Here is an 18,763-nt window from a genome sequence, read left to right on the forward strand (position 1 = left end):
ATAATTCACATCGTGAGGCGTTACGGGCCAGTGGGCGGGATGGAACGCTACGTCTGGGAGACGACACGCGAGCTTGTGAAACTCGGGCATCAGGTGCAGGTGTTGTGCGAATGCTGCGTCGCCGAAAAACCGCAAGGGATAACGGTGCATGAATTTGGCACGATGATTTATCGGCCGCGCTGGCTCTATTACTGGCGCTTCGGGCGGCGCGTTGAAAAATGGCTGCGTGCGCACCCACAACCCGGTTGGCTGATCCATAGCCACGAACGCGTCGGGGTGCACCACCTCACCACTCTCCATGGACAGCCATTCGCCTCGGTGCGCGAGAAGCCCTGGTGGAAAATGGCTTCACTGCGCGTGGCGATGCATCTCTATATGGAGCGGCGCGCGTTGCGCGCGGCACGGCACATTGTGCCGAATTCCGGGATCATTGCGCGCCAGTTGGCGCGCTACTATCCGGAGTATGCGCACAAACTCACCGAACCGGTTATGCCCGGCGCGGTGTGCGACACCGAGAGGGCGCTGCGCACCGTGCCCAGGGACGGAGGCATCATCGGCTTCGTCGGCAGAGAGTGGCAGCGCAAGGGATTGCCGTTGGCGGCCGAGATCGCCGCGCAATTGCGCCGTGAACGGCCGAACCTCGAGTTGTGGGTGATCGGTCCCGATGAGCGGAATGTGCGGCACTTGTTTTCCGGCTGGCAAGGCGGCTTCCGGTTGTTCGGCTGGCGTTGCAACTCTTTACATTTCAATGAGATCGATGTGTTGCTGCATCCGGCGAAAGTCGAGCCTTACGGCATGGTCATCAGTGAGGCGATGGCGGCGTGTGTCCCGGTGGTGGTGTCCGATGCCTGCGGTGCGGCAGCGCAGGTGGATGCACAGGCAGGGGAAGTTGTGTCGCTGGACGAATCGCTGGAAAGATGGGTGCGGGCGGTTATGGAGCAACTGGATCGGACGGAAGCCGCACCACCCTTCGTGCGCAAATGGGAGACAGTCGCGCAGGAGTCCGCAGCAATTTATACGGATGCCATTAGCCGGACGCAGCGAAAGATCGCCGTTGTCGTACCAAAATATGGGTTGATCGGCGGCGGAGAGCGTTTCGTCAGTGAAATTACCGGGCGCCTGGCACGGAATGAAAACTTCGAAATGCATGTCTTTGCAAACCGGTGGATTGTCAATTCGGACCGGATCGAGTTTCACAAGGTGCCAACCGTCCGCTTTCCTCGTTTCCTGCGCCCGCTGTTTTTCGCCTGGTATGTAAAGCGGAAGATAGATCGCATGAATTTTGATTTGGTGCATACCCACCACTGGATTTTCAATGCAGATATATTTTCCCTGCACGGCATACCTCACGCCTACTGGGTCAGGAAGGTACGGAACGGACGCCCCAGCCTTTACGATTATGCGTTGAGTGCCGTCGAGCGGCGCGCAATAAAAGGCGGTGCATCATCCTGGTTCCTCCCCGTATCCTCCATTGCCATGGATGCATTCCGCCACGAATATGCAACGCTGCCCGGTCATTGGCAAATAGCCCATCCCGGCGTTGACGTTGCGCGTTTCCTAGTGCCGGATCGCACCGCTTGCCGCGCTGATATCAGAGGGCGCTATGGAATCGGTGCATCGGACATCCTCCTGCTGTTTGTCGGGATGAATTTTGAGGTCAAGGGGCTGGACACCATCATCGCAGCGCTGGCCCAAGCTCGAACCGAGGGGCAAGAGAAAAATATCCGGCTCCTGGTGGTGGGAAGGGGGGATGAGGATAAGTACCGCAAGAAGGCACAATCGCTGGGTATGGCCGAATCCGTGGCTTTCGCCGGAACACAGGTTGAAGGGCTGGAGCGTTATTACCGGGCGGCGGATATATTCATCATGCTTTCCAAGTTTGATACCTTCGGTATGGTGGTGCTGGAAGCAATGGCCGCCGGGCTGCCTGCCATTGTCAGTTCAAACGTCGGGGCAAAAGACCTTGTAGAAGAAGGAGTCAACGGATTTGTCATTTCCGCACCACAGGATGTGGATGCTGCCGCAGAGTGCATCGCCCGGTTGTCGGACAAGGCACGGCGGGAAGCAATGGGAATTGCGGCGGCGCAAACCGCATCGGCCCACGATTGGGAGAGGCTGGCGGCGAATATGGAGCATCTTTATGAGGATGTTCTTTCCAGAAAACAGGGAGCATCGGTGGGAAACCCCGTTTGACAATCCATGGGGTCAGTTGGCACTTTGCCCCGATCAATATGCAATCAGCCCATTGTGAACCGATGAACACCAAGCGCTCTTATTATTTCCATTTTGTCGAAAAGACTACAGCACTGCTCCTTTTGGTCTACCCAGCCCTGATGCTGACGGTGAAGGGGGGGATGAACGCTGTGTTTCTGTTCATGCTGTTGCTTGCCCTTTCGACCTGGATGGTTCGCCCTGCCGGCATGAATGCCGTAGCATGGAAACCGGAATGGACAGCCTATGTGGCGGCCATGTTTTTGCTGTCATTTACCATTCTTGCCAGCCAAATTGCCCACAAGAATATTACTGCGCATCCCCATGACGCGGCTTCGCGTTATTGGCTGGCTATACCGATCTTCCTGTTGTTGCAGCGCCTCCCTTTGCGGGTGATGGGCCTGCTGCAATACGCTTTTCCGCTCGGTGCCATTGGTGGCTTGATTATGGCCTTCAGGAATTATGCGGGCTGGCTGATCAGCCCTACGCTGGACAAGATACATTTCGGTGACCTTGAACTGATACTGGGGATGCTGTCACTGTTTTCCCTGAATTGGCTCGGGCGGGATGCCCCGGCGCTGCGCGTGTTGAAGATACTGGGCGGCATCGCAGGCGTATGGGCATCCCTTGGCTCCGGATCGAGAGGCGGTTGGCTGGCGATTCCGCTGTTCATCGGGTTTTTCTTTTATTTCAGCGTGGGCAAGGGTTTTCTGAAGACGATAAAGATCAGCCTGTTAGTTGCAGTGCTGGCCATGACGGCTAGCTATTTCGCTATCGATACATTTCATCAGCGCGTGAATCAGTTTGCCAATGATATTAGAGCCTTCGAACAGGGGAATCGGGACACTTCAACAGGTATACGGTGGCAACTCTACAAGGCGGCCGTCGATGTTTTTTATCGCCATCCGTTCGTGGGTGTCGGGCCTGAAGGCTTTGCATCAGAGATGCGGCCGATGGTAGAAGCAGAGAAGCTCACGCCGGATGCAGGCCGGTTAGGGCAAGGTGAGGTGCACAACGATATTCTGGCAAAGACTGTTGGAATGGGAATATTGGGGCTGGTTGCCATTCTTGCTAGTTTTCTCGTCCCGCTGAGATTATTCTGGCTCGCAACGAAATCCGGGTCGGCCCCGATCCGGCGGTCGGGTATTCTGGGGGTGGTTTTCGTGAGCGGTGTTTTCGTGTTCGGCCTGACGGTGGAATTCCTGAATCTGACCATGGCCACTGCCTTCTATGGCTTTACCGTTGCTGTGCTGCTGGCGGCTTGCTACAACGTTCATCACGGCGAACTGTCCGCCAAGCCCTAGTTCGAGAGGGGAATACATGTTCAGCATCGTCATCCCGAGTTGGAACAATCTGCCCTATCTGAGGCTTTGCGTCGAGAGTCTGAAAAAACACTCGAGGTTCGAGCACGAGATCATCGTGCACCTGAACGACGGTTCGGATGGCTCGCTTGAATGGGTGAAATCGCAGGGCATCAAATACACGCAGTCGGACAGGAACGTCGGTGTTTGCCTATCGGTGAACCATCTGATGGCTCAGGCACAGCACGACTGGGTGTTGTATATGAACGATGATATGGTCGCCGCGCCTGGCTGGGATACGGCTTTCGCCGAGGCGGTTAAATCGGCGGACAGTGACCTTGCGCTGTTTTTCGGCACGCTCATCCAGCCGGAGAACGGCGGCAACGATATCATCATCAAACAGAGTTTCGGCGAATCGCCGGCCACATTCGACGAGGCGAAGTTTTTGCAGGGCTATCTGGCGGATACCCGCGGCGACAGGGAGGGCTCCGCTTCACAGCCCACCCTCGTTCACAAAAAATGGTGGGGTATGGTCGGCGGATACAGCCTGGAGTTTTCGCCGGGCATGAGCAGCGACGACGATCTGCTCATGAAGTTCTGGGTGGCGGGCTGCCGCAACTACCGCGTCGTCGGCGGCAGCCGTTTCTACCATTTCGGCTGCAAGAGCACCGAACGCATCAGGCATAACCTGGGCGGGCGCATCTTCGTGATGAAGTGGGGCATCACGCAGATCGAGTTTTACCGTTTCTATCTGGCGGCGCTGCGCAGGCCGGATGGCGGCAGGCCGGCAGGCAATCCGGACAACTGTGTGCGTGCTTCCTGGCTGGGCAAGTTGCGCCGTGTGGGTTACGCCTTGCGCTACAACTACCCGCTGGAGGATATCGAGGCGTGGGATCCTGCGCCGGGGCGCAGCAAGTGGAGCCGGGGGAGTTAGTGCAAGCTCCCGGTATGCTGTGCCTTTTGTATGGTCTTGAATATTTCCTCTCCCATCAGCAGATAGCCAACCGTCGAGAAGTGCGTGTTGTTCGCGGGATAAAGATCGACGGTTTTTCTGTCGATGGCCTGTTGCGTCATGCGCAACAGGTTGGGTGCTCCGAAGCGCCGTTCCGCCTCGTTCCAGAATTGCTTGCCGGGATACAGATAGGCCGTGGACTTGTTCGGCACTAACGCCCAGATCGGCGTAATGCCGCCCAGGCGGGCATTGAGTTTTTCGATGTTGCTCAACACGCTGCCATCCATCTCCCCCTCTTTGTCCTCGCCCAGGAATAGCGTGTCGTTACAGCGCCTGTGGCTGAACAATTCACAACCATTCTTTATGCGCGCAATTTTGGCGCCATTCGGCAGTGCAACCAATCTGAAGTCCGGGGTATCGCTCAGTTTTTCATATTCCCTGAAACTCAGTGCAGCCTGGATGCCTATCGAGATACGGCCGCTGCGATTGCTGTGATCCGGGTCAAATGACACGGCAGGAGGGGAGCGCGGCCTGTCGGCGGATACATTGGTATGGGTATCCATGTGTTGGCAAGCGGTAAACTTTTCCAGTCCTTCCGGAATGTTGCGTTCGATGATCTGCAGCACCACGAATTGCCCCCTGAATCCCTGCGCTTTTAACCAGGGCATGAAGTCGGTACAGATCGCGCGTATGCTGTCCCAGTGCACAGTGCGCACCTTCAGGCCGTGTTGGGTCAGGACTGTCTGCCATACGCGGCCGTCCGAGAAGCTGTCGCCGATGACCAGCACGTCCGCCTCCTGCATGGAGGATTGCCGCATCAGCGCCGGGTCGATGGCGGGCCGTGGCTTGCGCCAGCCGAATTGCGATTCGGGCAGCATCCCGAGGCGGGTGAGATCGCCCTCGAAGCCGGCCATCGGCAGGAAGTAATAGCCGATCGCACCGTAACCGATCACGATTGCGGACACGAGGATGGAAAAGAGTTTGGCGTGCCTCATGGTCAGAACTGGAAGTAAAGAAATGGGCTGTAACTGCCGAACTGGTCTACCGCAAGATACAACATGCCGAACACGATGGCGGCCTGCAGCAGCGCCAGCAACATACTGCCCTTGACGAAGCGGATACGGGAAGAATTCGGCAGCAGCCATACCCAGAGCAGGCCCGGAACCAGCAGGCGCATCAGGTCGCGCCCCGACACGTCGGTGAGCAGCAGCAGGTTGCCGTGGATTACGGCATCGAACGAGATCGGGCGCGAGGCGATGCCGAACATCGCCTTGAGGATGAACAGCGCATGTGCCATGCTGTCCGCGCGGAATACCACCCATGCGGCGACAACGGCGATGAAGGTGAGCGCGCCTCCCGCCAGCGCGCCCAGCCAATTGGGAATGCGCGCGAGCCTTTCTCCGGTAATCTCGCGCCACAGATGATTGATGGCGAGATACGCGCCGTGCAGCGCGCCCCAGACCACGAACGTCCAGCCTGCGCCGTGCCACAGCCCGCCGAGCAGCATCGTAGTCATCAGGTTCAGGTAACGGCGCAGCTTGCCTTTGCGGTTGCCGCCCAGCGGAATATACAGATAGTCGCGCAGGAAGCGCGACAGCGTCATATGCCAGCGCCGCCAGAATTCGATGATGCTGGTCGCCTTGTAGGGCGAGTTGAAATTGATGGGCAGGCGGATGCCGAACATCAGCGCGACCCCCAGCGCCATGTCGGTATAGCCGGAGAAATCGAAGTAGATTTGCAGGGTGTAGGCCAGCGCGCCCGACCATGCCTCATAAATGGTAGGCAGCGTGCCTGTCGTCATGGCATGCCGCGCGCCGTCGAAAATGGCCGTGGCGAACGGCGCGAGCGAATCCGCCCAGAGCACCTTCTTGCACAGCCCCAGCGTGAACAGTAGCAAGCCGGTGGCGACATGTTCCCAATTGACGCGGTAAGTCGAAGCATGCGCGAATTGTGGCATCATCTCCTTGTGGTGCAATATCGGGCCGGCAATCAGGTGCGGGAAATAGGTGACGAACAGCAGGTAGTGGACGAAGTTGTACTCCTTCACCTTGCCCTGATAGGTATCCACCAGGAAGGCGATCTGGGTGAAGGTGAAGAAAGAAATGCCCAAGGGCAGCATGATCTCGCCCAAGCTCCATTGCGTGCCCGCCGCGGCATTGACGCTGGCGACGAAGAAATTCGCATACTTATAATAGGCCAGCAACGCCAGGTTGGAGGCAATCGCCGCGATCAGCAGCCCCTTTTTGCGCCGGTCTTTATGACTGACGCCTGCCTTGGCAATCCACATCCCGAAGGCGTAGTTGCCGATGATGGAGCCTGACAGCAGACCGATATAGGCCGGGTTCCAGTAGCCATAGAAGAACAGCGAGGCAAGGGCCAGCCACCCCGCGGCAAAGGCGTGGCTCAGCCGCGCCAGCCAGAAGAATCCCAGCAACACGACGGGCAGATAGAGGAAGATGAATCCGTAGGAGTTGAACAGCATCAGGCAGCGCGATCTTTCAGCATGGAACGGGTGTCAGGCAAGAGGCGGAGGTTTTACCGAGCGACGCAAAAATTTATTGCACCATTCTACAGCGAAATACGGCCGGCCGATGCCCGCATGACTGCGGGAAAATTCAATCGATACCGGGGCATTGCCGCCCGATGCGGTGGGGGGAAACTGGTTTGCGGGGGCGGGATGCTGCATAATGAGCGGGTTGAGGGATACGGAATGCAGGGGTAGGGCAGCGCGCAACAATTTATGGATGTCTCTATCATTATCGTGTCATACAACACTGCCGACCTGACGGTTGCCTGCCTGGAATCCGTCTTTGCGTCGCAGCGGGTCAGCTATGAGGTCTTTGTTGTCGACAATGCCTCGCAGGACGGGAGCGCCGCGATTGTCCACGAGAAATTTCCCGGTGTGAGGCTCATCGCCAACGAGGCGAACCGCGGTTTCGGGGCCGCAAACAACCAGGCGCTACGGGAATGCAGCGGCCGCTATGTGATCTTCCTGAACCCCGACACCACGGTTGAGCCGGACTCTTTTTTCAGGATGGCTACCTACATGGATGCGCATCCGGAAGTGGGCCTCGCGGGCCCCAGGGTGCTCAATCCGGACGGGACACGGCAGGACTCGGCATCAGACCGTTATCCGGGACACCGGTACGGAGCTTCAGACCTTGGCGCCCTTCCCGGGAGCATTGCCTGCGTGCTGGGGGCCTGCCAGATCGCCAGCGCGAGCCTGTTGCGCGAAATCGGCGGGTTCGATGAGGATTTTTTCCTGTACGGCGAGGACCAGGATCTTTGCCTGAGAATCCGCAAGCGCGGCTTCGAGATCGGCTTTATCGACGACGCAGTCATCATGCATCACGGGGGGCAGAGCGAGCGCGCCACCCTTCCGGCGGAGGTCGTGAGGAAGAAGATTCGTGCGGAATTGCTCTTTTACCGCAAGCACTACCGCCCGGAGACCGTGAGGAGGCTGTGCCAGAGGCAGCGCCGCCGGGCATTCTGGCGCATTCTTTCCATCCGCTTGCTGATGCCGGTGATGCCGGACAAAACTGAAGCGCAGGGGAAATTAGCCAGATACCGGGTGATTCGCGAAGAGGCCGGGGCGTCACCGGAATTAACAAACAGTTTTTAAGGAACAGAATGCCGCTATTGCTCGGTACCGATATAGACCAACTGGTCGAAAAGAACATACAGGGTCACGTCGCGCGCGCGGGAGGCACCGTCGACCAGCTGATCGACTATGGACGATGCCGGGTCGAGGACATCAATATTCCGGACGGCGGCTTCGGCAAGGTGCTGCAGACCGGCCGACGGGCCGCCTCGGCAAAATCCCTCTCCATCCTGAAGCGGCATCTCAAGCAGGAGTTCAAGTTCCTCGTGCACGGTCCGAGAATTCCAAGGGATCGCAAGACGATAGTCCTGGACATGCACGATGCCCATGCCATGCCGGAGCTGCACAACCGGTACGACGCCGCAATATCGTCGAACCTGATCGAGCATTCCCCGAACCCCATCGGGCTGCTGCTCAACTTCTACTTCATTACCAGGAAAACCGGCCACCAGTTCCATGCCATCCCGCACTACGCCTACACCTATGACCGGTTCAGGAAGCCGACCCCTCTGGAGCACTTCGTGGAAGATTTTGAAAACCGGGCCGGCTACGCTGATACCACCCACGTCGAGGACTACCGGCAGTCGGCCATCGAAAAAGACGGCTGGCAGAGGCGGTTCCATGAAACCTATCCCCTGGAATATCCGTTCATCCACTTCCATGTGTTCGACGAGCACAACACGAAGGCCCTGCTGTCATATGTGTTTCAGGACGTGACCGTGGATGTTTACAAGACCGAGAGGTTCTCGGACAACGTTGCCCTGTGCAGCAATTCGCTGAATCCCGAGTTCGCCGAAAAATACAAAAAGTTTCTGCAGGAGATGGGGGAATAATGACGAATCTCCACACGAACAGCATGCCGAGCGCAGCCTCCCTTGAGCACCTTCTGGGCAGCAAACACTTCCGTTATGCGCGCCTCGCCATCGAAGGCATGGACAACGAGCCGGTCTTCGCGCGAAACGCCCCCGGCCAGCGGGAAGAGGAAATCTGCCTGTTCCACGAATCGGTGCCGTCGGGCGATGCCTACGTAGCGCTGCTTGCCGACCGCATCGAGGCGGGGATAAAAAATCACTCCTCCCTTCCGGTCGTCCGTTTTGCCGACGGGGAGTACGCGTTCTACAGCGGCTCGCTGAAATGCAACGGCCTCTACCGGCAGGCCGAATCGGTGGCCGCGATCAAGGCGGCATTCCCCGCGCACGCGGAAGCGCTACGCTATCTGGCCGCCTCGGGCATCCTGGCGCCGCTGGTCTTTCCCGGCAACACGCGGGAGCGCCGTGGGCTGCGTGCCCTGTTCGGCAAGAAAGACGGCAGGGACTGGGCCATCCATTTCCTGAAATTCCTCGCACGCCATGAGATCAGGCTTGCACAAACAAACTACATCCCGTTCTACTGCGTCTACGCCTACCTTTCGAGCACCCGGTTTGCCAAGGCAGTTGACGGCAAAACGGTGTGCGTCGTCAATTCCGATTTCAACGAGGCGGCATGCACAGCATGGTTCGAGCGGGCGGGATCGCGCCCCAGGCTGGTCCATGTGCCGATACCGGCTTCCTATGTCGCCACGCAATGGGATTTCATGCGCGAAGAGGCTTTTCAGCATGTTCCGGAAAATCCGGATTGCTTCATGGTGGGAGCAGGCGTCGGCGCGCTCGAGGTGTGCGTGGACGCAGCACGCCGCTTTTCTGCGCCGGCGATCGATTCGGGACATATCCTCAACATGATGAACGACCTCGAGAGCAAGTCCGCCGGGCCGCGCCTCTATACCTTCCGCCGATGAGCAGCGCTTTCCGCATGCTCAGACGCTCCTTCCGCGCATGGCGCAACCGCCGCCGCCTGGAGCGGGAAGAGACGCACTACCGCAACAGCTTCTGCCAGCACGGCCTCTCGATTCCCGGAGAAACGGAAATCCGTGCGCGGATTGCCCTTCGCCTTCCGGGCAGAACGCCCAAGGCGAAGGGCGATCTGCATATCCTCGCCATCTACCACAACTACAACTGGGAAGGTCCGTCGCTTGGCCCGTCGCTGGCGGCTTTCGGGGAGGTGAAACACCTGGACTGGCGCGACCCCGCGCTTGCCGCAGGCAAGCAGCCGGGTGATGCCGGCTGGAGGGAGGCAATGAACGCGGGGTTGCTGCGGACGGTGCAGGCCTGGGCTGTGGAGCGGCCGTTCGACGCGGTGTTCACCTATCTTTCCGGCGAGCAGGTGGATTCCGGCGCCCTAGAGAAACTGCGCGGGTTCGGTGCGCCGATGGCCAACCTCGCCCTGAACGACAAGGAGACGTTCGTCGGCAGGGTGCGCGGTGGTCATGCGGCGGGCGCCAGGGACATCTGCCGCCACTTCGATCTGTGCTGGACCAGCACCATCGACGCGCTCGAGAAATACGTCGTCGAAGGCGCCACGCCGCTCTACCTTCCGGAGGGCGCGAATCCGGGCATCCACCGGCCCTACGACGAGGAAAAGGTGTATGACGTTTCCTTCGTCGGGCAATGCTACGGCAACCGTCCCGGGGTCGTCGCCAGGCTGCGCGAAGCTGGCGTGCGCGTGGAAGCCTTCGGCCCCGGCTGGCCGAGCGGCCCGCTGACCATGGAGGAGATGGTGCGCACCTGGTCGCGCAGCAAAATCAACCTCGGCTTCGGCGGGGTGCTGGGGCACAATGAGACGTTTTGCCTGAAGGGGCGGGACTTCGAGGTGCCGATGAGCGGCGGGCTCTACCTCACCGAGCACCACGAAGAGCTGCTGCCGTTCTACGAGATCGGCCGCGAGATCGTCACCTACACCGGCTTCGGCGATCTCCTGGAAAAAATTCGCTGGCTGTTGTCCGATCCCGAGCAGGCGGAGATAATCCGCCGCGCAGGCCGGGTTCGCGCTTTGCGGGAGCATAGCTGGGAAATGCGTTTTGACCGGGTGTTCCGGATGCTGGGCGCACTGGACTGAGAATATTGGAGGAACTGTATGTCGCAAAAAAAAGGATTTTTCCGGTCATTGAAACGTCAGTATGATCGCCGCCGCCGGGAACGGCGCTTCTGCGAGGAGACCCTGCGGGGAGGGTATTCCTTGCCGCCACAGTCGGTAAAACTGGCGGTGATTCGGCACAATATCCCGAACCCCCGCCCGCATGTGTTTGTCGAGACGGGAACCTATTTCGGCGATACGGTGGCGGCCATAAAGGACATGTATTCGAACGTGATTTCGATCGAGGTTGACGAGACGCTCTACAAAAAAGCCTGCATGCGGTTTGCGGCTGACAAGAATGTTCATATCGTGCATGGAGACTGTGCACGGGAATTGCCCGCAATACTCGCCTCGCTGGGAGAGCCGGCGGTGTTCTGGCTGGATGGTCATTACAGCGGCGGAGAGACCGGCAAGGGAGAGATCGAAGACCCGATCCTTATCTCGTTGAACCAGATTGCAGCATCCCCGATCAGGGGACATGTGATCTTCATTGACGACGCGCGGACTTTCGATGGGCGCGAGGGGCATCCCGATCTTTCGGAAGTTTTGAATTGCATCAAGAAGATCGATAGCCGCTATATCATCCGGGTGCAGAGCGATATTATCGTTGCCACGGTAGTTCCACTCCAGGTTTGTTGAAGGTGCCGAGGGGTGATTGGTTGTTAATCTGTCTTTTCAGTGGACTTTACTATTTCAGGTTTTATCAAAAGGGTTATTGATATGAAGACTGCTGCTGATTTATCCGGCTATAAGAAAAATATAACTTCGCAATTTGGAGAGGACGGGATTATCGAAGAAATCCTGAACCGTATTGGGATTGAGAATGCGTTTTGCGTTGAGTTTGGGGCATGGGATGGCAAGCATTTCAGCAATACATGGCAGTTGTGGCATGACAAGGCATGGAGTGCTGTTCTAATAGAAGGCAATCCTGATAAGGTGGTGCAACTTGAAAAAAGCTTGGCGGAATTTAAGAAAGTTGTCGCATGTTGTGCATACGTCGGCCTCGCGGGCGAGAATACTCTGGATGCGATTCTGGAGAAGGTTGGCGCACCGCGAATTATTGACGTGCTGTCCATCGACATTGATGGAAATGACTACCATGTCTTCGAATCAATCAATTTATTTTCCGCAAGAGTGGTGCTGGTTGAGTTTAATCCGACAATTCCTCCACATGTCGAATTGGTTGCTGCGCCGGGGAATTATTTCGGTTCATCTGCATTGAGCATTTGCAAGTTGGCTAAGGCAAAAAATTATTCGCTGGCAGCCTGCACTACTGCAAATCTTATCTTCGTGAGAAATGCCGATTTCGATAAGCTGGGTTTTGATGAGCCAATGCTGGCCGAGATTATGCCAACTGACTGTTTGACATATGTTATAACTGCTTTTGACGGAACAAGCTACTTGTCCCGCAGGCCACCTTATAAGGATTTAAGAAAACCGTCGTTGTGGGGTCTACTTAAGGCCTATGGCAGAAATTTACTCGGAAAAAAGAACGATGATTTTGTGGTGTTGAAAAAGCAGATGGATACGATTACTCCTGTTTCAATTTATTCTGGGTTCTGAACAGCGACTCTCTTCTTCAAGTATTTGAAGGGCGGCTTGGGCGACGGGTTCGGCTGCAAGCTCATCGAGGCAGCGGCTCCTTCCGCTTCCCTCGCATCCCATCATGCTGCACGGGAGGCAATCCATCACGGGACTCACGATCCGGTGGCGCTCGTTGATGACACGCCATGCCCGCCAGTCGGAAGGGCCGTGTACCGTGACCGTCGGGGTGTCCAGTGCCGCGGCAATGTGCGGCGCGGCACTATCGACGCCCAGATGCAACGAGCTCATGGAAATCACCGCCGCAAGCTCGCCGAGGGTGGTCTTCCCGGCCAGATTGAAAGCTCTTTCTTCACGCCCCGCAACAATGTCCTGGCAGCCGGCCGCTTCTTCCGGAGATCCGATCAATACGGCCGGTATGCGATGCGCCTCCCATATCCGGTCTATTACCTCTTTCCATTTCGCATTATCCCATTCCTTGTATTTCCAGCGCGAAAATGGATTGACTGTCACCATGCAGGTTCCGGGGGCAAGCCCGGCTTCCTCGAGCAGAGCCGTGGCGCGCAGCCGGTCGTCCGGTGCGATGTAGAGCCGCGGCGTGGAATCTTCCGTGGTGATGCCAAGCTCGCGCACGACGCGCAGGGATTGATCCGCGCCGGGATGAACGGGCGGCGGTGCAACCTTGAGGTCGCGGATGATTTTCGTAAACAGGGCTTCATGCCAGAACTGCTTCTTGACTCCCTGGCAGCCGATCCGTTCCGGCGCTCCCGTAAGGAACGAGAGGATCGCTCCGCGGTCTCCGGTCCGCAGATCGATCACGAAGTCGTAATGCTTCTGCCGCAGACGCCGCGCGAATGAAACAAACTCGCGCAGGCGGCGGAACAGGGAGCCGCGGGTTCTTGCAGTCTCTATGACTTCGTGAACATTCGGGTCGGCGGCCAGCAGGGAGCCATATGGCCTGAAAACCAGGATGGATACGCGGGCACCCGGGCAGGATTCTTTTGCGGCGCGGATCGTCGGAGCGGTGAGGACAACATCACCGATGTCTCCCAATTGGATCAGAAGAATGTTGCGGGGCATGTGAAGATAGGGATAAATCCTGTGCTGTTTTATGCTTGCTTGTCTTTTGCCAGAGCCACGAAGTTCGAGGCGAGGAACTGCTCGCATTCCTCGTTGTATTTGGTGATTTTTATTAAAAATCCGGAGGGAGCAACCCTGTAGATATCCATATTCGTATCTTTGAAGAAATGCCAGTAGTCCCGGAAAAATCTGCGTGTATCGACATTGCAGCCCCCAAACTCGAAGAGAATGATATCTATCACATTTTTTGCGATCATGTTTCTTGAGCCGTACAAGGCATCCAGTTCATGGCCTTCTATATCGAGCTTCAGCAAGTGGATGTGCTCGATACCGTTTTCCTCGCAATAATTGTCCAGGTTTTCTATCCTGACGGTCTCGGACTGGTCAAAGTGAATTCCGTAGTGATCCAGATCCCTTTTGGTAAGGGATGCACCCTCGGCGCCCTGCGCGTTGTAATACAAGACCATCTCGGTACGCTCTTTTCCCAGCCCGACGTTGTTCAGTATTATTTTCGGATCGATGGGGCTGTTGGCCGTCAGTATCTTGAAGGTTTCGCGGCCGGGTTCAAAGCAATGGATCTGGCAATCCTTACCCTTGGTTTTTTCCAGGGTGAATTTGAGGAACTGGCCCTTGTTGGCGCCGACATCGAAAATGCAATAAGGGGGCTGGCAATGCCGGCTCAATAAGTCGAATACCACGAATTCACCGCTGTTGCAGAAGTCGCCGCCCGAGCCGATTCCCATGGCGTGATTCAGGACGCGCACCTGCTTTGCCATCAGGCGCTGCACAAAGGCATTGCGGGAAATCTTGACCAGGAAATCTTTGTAAAGTCCCATGAATAATTTCTCTTATTTTGTGAACTGGAAGAGACCACAGCCGTATTTTGCGTCCCGTCCTATGCCGGGGTCGACATCTTTCAGGAAGCGGCCCTTGTCGTTGACAAACGAGAATTCAACAAGCTTCAGCCCCGAAAAATATTCCAGGATCTGCTCGGTGGAGTGGATGCGGTGTGCATTGAAGCAAACACGTGGCCTGCCGATGGGCAAGCCAAAGTAAAGATTCCCGCCGGGGGCGAGAACCCGCTGAAGCTCCCGGCATGCCTTGACCGTGCCCAATGGATCGAGCGGATCGCCATAGCGGCCCAGCCCGATATGCTCGGCTACGTGCAGGCATGAAAGCGAAGAAACCGATCCGTCCGGATAGGGCATTCCGAGGATGGAGCCCGGCTTGCTATCAAGGTTGGGCAAGTCGGTGACCAACGGTCGAATGTCAATGAAAGTTACCCGGGTGATCGTGGAAAGGAAGCCCACGTAATCGACCTTGGAGCCGACGTCGACGTGAGCTTCGACGCCGCTCTCGAGTATTTTCCGGAAGGCCCATATATCCTGATAAAAATAGTGCGTGTCGAATGCAGTCGTCGAAGTCCGCTCATCCAATATCGGATATAAGTCGCGCATGGAGATGTCTTCCGCGCCTTCCATGCTCTTGTACTGGCGAAGTTCGGAAAAGAACGAAGCATATTTCGGGATATTTTTGAGCCTGAGCTTGAATTTCATTTTGAGGAGTTTCTGAATGGGGGGATCAACATGCGTTTTGGACTACAAGATCCTGCGGAAGTAATCCACGGTTTCCTTGAGCCCGTCTTCCAGATGGACTCGCGGCGCCCAACCGAGCGTGCCCTGCGCAAGGGTGATGTCCGGCTGCCTCTGGCGGGGATCGTCCTGGGGCAGCGGCTTGTGAACCAGCTTGCTGCTTGAGCCGGCGATCCTGAGGATGGTTTCCGCCAGTTCGAGCATGGTGTACTCGCCCGGGTTGCCAAGGTTGACCGGCCCGGTGAGCGACTCATCGGAGCCCATCAGGCGGATGAAGCCCTCGATCATGTCGTCCACGTAGCAGAAGCTGCGGGTCTGCTGCCCGTCGCCGTAGATCGTGATGTCCTCGCTGCGGAGGGCCTGCACGATGAAGTTGCTCACGACCCGCCCGTCGTTGGGGTGCATCCTCGGGCCGTAGGTATTGAAGATGCGCGCGACCTTGATGCTCAGGTTGTGCTGGCGGTAGTAGTCAAAGAACAGGGTCTCGGCGCAGCGCTTGCCTTCGTCGTAGCAGGAGCGCGGGCCGATGGGATTGACGTTGCCCCAGTAGCTTTCCTGCTGCGGATGCATCACCGGGTCGCCGTACACCTCGGAGGTCGAGGCCTGGAAAATCCGCGCCTTGACCCGCTTGGCGAGGCCGAGCATGTTGATCGCGCCGTGCACGCTGGTCTTGGTCGTCTGCACCGGGTCGAACTGGTAGTGCACCGGCGAGGCCGGGCACGCGAGGTTGTATATTTCATCGACCTCCACGTACAGCGGGAAGGTGACATCGTGGCGCATGAGCTCGAAATAGGGATTGCCGACCAGGTGCGCGATGTTCGTCTTGCTGCCGGTGAAGAAATTGTCGACGCACAGGACATCGTTGCCATCCCTGATCAGCCGGTCGCAAAGATGGGAGCCCAGAAAACCGGCGCCCCCGGTAACCAATATGCGTTTCATCGTGCCCTTCCTGAAAAATCTGTTACGCTATTTTACAGGTAAACACGGCGGGAAAGCGCGATGGCGATTTATGCGGTGGGCGATGTGCAGGGCTGCTATGACGAGCTGGCGCAGTTGCTGGAGCAGGTGCGCTTCGACCCGGCGCAGGACAGGCTGTGGCTGGTCGGCGACCTGGTGAACCGCGGGCCGGGCTCGCTGGAGGTGCTGCGGCTGGTCCGGTCGTTAGGTGACAGCGCGATCACCGTGCTCGGCAACCACGACCTGCACCTGATCGCCGTCGCGGAAGGCATCGGCGAACTGCACCGCACCGACACCCTGGACGGCATCCTCAACGCGCCGGACCGCGACGAACTGCTGCACTGGCTGCGCCATAGGCTCCTGCTGCATGCCGAGGGAAGCTACGTGCTCGTGCACGCCGGGCTGCTGCCGCAATGGAGCGTGGCGCAGGCCGCGAGCCTCGCGCGCAAAGTCGAGGCCGCGCTGCGTGCCGACGACTACGTCACCTTCCTCGAGCATATGTACGGCAACGCCCCGCATGGCTGGGACGACAGCCTCACCGGCTACAAGCGCCTGCGCGTCATCGTCAACGCCTTCACCCGCATGCGCATCTGCACGGTGGAGGGCGAGATGGAATTCAAGTTCAAGGGCGAGATGCCGGACATCCCGCAAGGCTACCTGCCGTGGTTCGATATCCCCGATCGCGCCAGCCGCGATGCCACCGTTGTCTTCGGCCACTGGTCGGCGCTCGGCCTGCTGCTCCGCAAAAACGTCATCGCGCTCGACACCGGCTGCCTGTGGGGCGGCACGATGAGCGCCATCCGGCTCGACGACCGGCAGCTGTTCCAGGCAGCTTGCAACAACCCGGTGGCGAAGCATTGGTGATGACTACGCAGGTACTATTACCCCCCTGTATACCGCCGGTTGGCCATCAGACTGTTTGAGAAAAGTTTTATTTGGCATCTTAATAATCAACTGTGGCTTTATAATGCTCCCATGCAGAGGTGGCGTTCCGTGTAACAACGCCATTGGAAGGAGCGGACCATCAGTTTTCATCTCTTCCTGCATTTCCAATCTCTTGAGTTGGGCACACCATCGGTATGCAATGTCAAGCAAGGGCGGCATATGGGAGTGTCATCGGTTTGTTCGATATTTTTAATTCGATGGGCAGTTTTTTGAAACAGAAAGATATTTGCGCGACTATTCTTGCAGGCGGCAGTGGTAGCCGCCTGTGGCCGCTATCGCGTCAGCACTTGCCCAAGCAATTTCTTCCACTGGATGGCGACGTATCGTTGCTTCAAGCCACCATCGACCGCCTGTCCCCGCTAATCGATGCCGAAAATATCCTGATCGTTACCCAGGAGGCACTTGCCAAAGGCGAGGCCTATCACGCCCTCCAGCCTTATCAGAGCATCTTTGAACCCGTCGGTCGCAACACCGCGCCAGCCATCGCACTGGCGGCGGCTTATCTGATGTCAGATGGTTCCGACCCCATCATGGTCGTGCTGCCGGCCGACCACGTCATCAAGGATGAGGTGCGTTTCCGCGCGCATTTAGGTGCTGCGATTGAAGCCGCCGAAAGCGGCAAGCTCGTCACTTTCGGCATCCAGCCCACCCGGCCGGATACCGGGTTTGGCTACATCAAAATCAGGGGCGGCCTGGTTCATGCCTCCGGCGTCTATGAAGTCGAGCGGTTTACCGAAAAACCGGACAGAGCCACTGCCGAACAATTCATAAGGGAAGGCAATTACTACTGGAACTCGGGCATGTTTGTCTGGCGTGCCTCGGTGATCCTTGCTGAAATTCGGCAATACCTGCCGGCAGTATATGAAGTGATTCAAGCCATCGTTGCCGAGAGCCGCGCTGCAGGAACGTTCCAGCAGGCCGTCGATAGGCATTTTGCGGCCATGCCTTCCATCTCCATCGATTACGGCGTACTGGAAAAATCCGGCCACGTATCGCTGATCCCCTGCGATATCGGCTGGAATGATGTGGGAAGCTGGCAGGCCGTGCATGAAATCTCCAGCAAGGATGAAAACGGCAATGCCCTGCAGGGCAACGTCATCGCGCTGGGCTGCAAAAACAGCTTGGTTCGCGCCGAGAAAAGGCTGGTTGCCGCCATCGGCCTTGAGGATATTTGCGTTGTCGAAACCGCCGACGCCGTGCTCGTTTCAAAGAGCGACCAGACGCAGCGCGTGCGCGAAGTCGTCGATATCCTGCATAAAAACGGTGCCACCGAGCATGTCTATCATGCCAAGGTCAACCGGCCATGGGGCAGTTATACTGTCCTCGAGGAAGATCCGGATGGCTTCAAAATCAAGCGCATTGAGGTTGCCCCTGGTGCGCGCCTCAGCCTGCAGAGTCATAGTCGGCGCTCCGAACACTGGGTGGTGGTGTCAGGCACCGCAACCGTCACCAACGGCGACGAGGTAATTACGGTGCGGAAAAACCAGAGCACCTACATTCCGATAGGCGCAACACACCGACTCGAGAATCTGGGTACCGAACCGCTGCATATCGTTGAAATCCAGGTCGGTGAATACCTTGGGGAAGACGATATTCAGCGTTACGAAGACAACTACGGCAGATAGCCGCACAG

17 protein-coding genes are annotated in these 18,763 nt (G+C 57.5%); 11 read left to right on the forward strand and 6 right to left on the reverse strand.

Translation table 11 applies throughout. The annotated features are described in order from the left end of the window. The first annotated feature begins 39 nt into the window (after nt 1-39). From ACRRNM_RS10375 to ACRRNM_RS10385, 3 genes are all read left to right on the forward strand, one after another. On the forward strand, nt 40-2,193 hold the full coding sequence (locus tag ACRRNM_RS10375) for a glycosyltransferase family 4 protein (protein ID WP_435628146.1): 2,154 nt from the start codon (nt 40-42) through the stop codon (nt 2,191-2,193). 62 nt (nt 2,194-2,255) lie between these two features. Continuing rightward, a complete protein-coding gene (locus tag ACRRNM_RS10380; protein ID WP_435628147.1) occupies nt 2,256-3,515 on the forward strand; it encodes an O-antigen ligase family protein in 1,260 nt (419 codons plus the stop codon). 16 nt (nt 3,516-3,531) lie between these two features. Next, nucleotides 3,532-4,446: a glycosyltransferase family 2 protein gene (locus tag ACRRNM_RS10385; RefSeq protein ID WP_435628148.1), complete on the forward strand. Its 915-nt coding sequence runs from the start codon at nt 3,532-3,534 to the stop codon at nt 4,444-4,446. Here the strand turns inward: ACRRNM_RS10385 and ACRRNM_RS10390 are convergent. Both ACRRNM_RS10390 and ACRRNM_RS10395 read right to left on the reverse strand, forming a co-directional pair. Continuing rightward, nucleotides 4,443-5,459 carry a hypothetical protein gene (locus ACRRNM_RS10390; RefSeq protein WP_435628149.1) on the reverse strand — a complete coding sequence of 339 codons (1,017 nt, stop codon included), beginning with the start codon at nt 5,457-5,459 and terminating at the stop codon, nt 4,443-4,445. The genes ACRRNM_RS10385 and ACRRNM_RS10390 overlap by 4 nt on opposite strands. 2 nt (nt 5,460-5,461) lie before the next feature. Next, nucleotides 5,462-6,946 carry an MBOAT family O-acyltransferase gene (locus tag ACRRNM_RS10395; protein WP_435628150.1) on the reverse strand — a complete coding sequence of 495 codons (1,485 nt, stop codon included), beginning with the start codon at nt 6,944-6,946 and terminating at the stop codon, nt 5,462-5,464. Between the two features lie 258 nt (nt 6,947-7,204). On the opposite strand from ACRRNM_RS10395, the gene ACRRNM_RS10400 reads away from it, so the two are divergent. The 6 genes from ACRRNM_RS10400 (at nt 7,205) to ACRRNM_RS10425 (ending at nt 12,577) form a co-directional block, all read left to right on the forward strand. Next, the gene (locus ACRRNM_RS10400; RefSeq protein ID WP_435628151.1) at nt 7,205-8,086 is read left to right on the forward strand and encodes a glycosyltransferase family 2 protein; all 882 of its coding nucleotides are present in this window, start codon (nt 7,205-7,207) and stop codon (nt 8,084-8,086) included. Nucleotides 8,087-8,094: 8 nt separating this feature from the next. Next, nucleotides 8,095-8,898, forward strand: a complete 804-nt coding sequence (locus ACRRNM_RS10405; protein ID WP_435628152.1) for a hypothetical protein — start codon at nt 8,095-8,097, stop codon at nt 8,896-8,898. Continuing rightward, nucleotides 8,898-9,839 (forward strand): hypothetical protein, encoded by a 942-nt coding sequence (locus ACRRNM_RS10410; protein WP_435628153.1) that lies wholly within the window; start codon nt 8,898-8,900, stop codon nt 9,837-9,839. The genes ACRRNM_RS10405 and ACRRNM_RS10410 overlap by 1 nt, the downstream gene beginning before the upstream one ends. A gap of 14 nt (nt 9,840-9,853) precedes the next feature. Beyond that, nucleotides 9,854-10,996 (forward strand): CgeB family protein, encoded by a 1,143-nt coding sequence (locus tag ACRRNM_RS10415; RefSeq protein ID WP_435628154.1) that lies wholly within the window; start codon nt 9,854-9,856, stop codon nt 10,994-10,996. An 18-nt stretch (nt 10,997-11,014) separates the two neighbouring features. Beyond that, complete coding sequence (locus ACRRNM_RS10420) at nt 11,015-11,653, forward strand: hypothetical protein (protein ID WP_435628155.1); 639 nt, start codon at nt 11,015-11,017, stop codon at nt 11,651-11,653. 81 nt (nt 11,654-11,734) lie between these two features. Then, entirely contained in the window at nt 11,735-12,577 is an 843-nt protein-coding gene (locus ACRRNM_RS10425) for an FkbM family methyltransferase (RefSeq protein ID WP_435628156.1), read from the forward strand. Here ACRRNM_RS10425 and rfaQ read toward each other — a convergent pair. From rfaQ to ACRRNM_RS10445, 4 genes are read right to left on the reverse strand one after another with little or no spacing between them, the layout of a single operon-like run. Then, nucleotides 12,557-13,636, reverse strand: a complete 1,080-nt coding sequence (gene rfaQ / locus ACRRNM_RS10430) for a putative lipopolysaccharide heptosyltransferase III (protein ID WP_435628157.1) — start codon at nt 13,634-13,636, stop codon at nt 12,557-12,559. The genes ACRRNM_RS10425 and rfaQ overlap by 21 nt on opposite strands. A 29-nt stretch (nt 13,637-13,665) precedes the next feature. Next, nucleotides 13,666-14,424: an FkbM family methyltransferase gene (locus ACRRNM_RS10435; protein ID WP_435628158.1), complete on the reverse strand. Its 759-nt coding sequence runs from the start codon at nt 14,422-14,424 to the stop codon at nt 13,666-13,668. A 60-nt stretch (nt 14,425-14,484) separates the two neighbouring features. Then, nucleotides 14,485-15,192, reverse strand: coding sequence for a DUF268 domain-containing protein (locus ACRRNM_RS10440; protein ID WP_435628159.1), 708 nt, complete (start codon nt 15,190-15,192; stop codon nt 14,485-14,487). Nucleotides 15,193-15,234: 42 nt separating this feature from the next. Next, entirely contained in the window at nt 15,235-16,167 is a 933-nt protein-coding gene (locus ACRRNM_RS10445) for a UDP-glucuronic acid decarboxylase family protein (RefSeq protein ID WP_435628160.1), read from the reverse strand. Between the two features lie 60 nt (nt 16,168-16,227). Here ACRRNM_RS10445 and ACRRNM_RS10450 point away from each other — a divergent pair, with 60 nt between their 5' ends. Continuing rightward, nucleotides 16,228-17,049 carry a symmetrical bis(5'-nucleosyl)-tetraphosphatase gene (locus ACRRNM_RS10450; protein ID WP_435628161.1) on the forward strand — a complete coding sequence of 274 codons (822 nt, stop codon included), beginning with the start codon at nt 16,228-16,230 and terminating at the stop codon, nt 17,047-17,049. Between the two features lie 257 nt (nt 17,050-17,306). Beyond that, the gene (locus tag ACRRNM_RS10455; protein ID WP_435628162.1) at nt 17,307-18,755 is read left to right on the forward strand and encodes a mannose-1-phosphate guanylyltransferase/mannose-6-phosphate isomerase; all 1,449 of its coding nucleotides are present in this window, start codon (nt 17,307-17,309) and stop codon (nt 18,753-18,755) included. The last annotated feature ends 8 nt before the right edge of the window (nt 18,756-18,763 follow it).

Origin of the sequence: Ferrigenium straubiae, from assembly GCF_051257895.1 — a bacterium.
Classification (GTDB): Bacteria; Pseudomonadota; Gammaproteobacteria; order Burkholderiales; family Gallionellaceae; genus Gallionella; species Gallionella straubiae.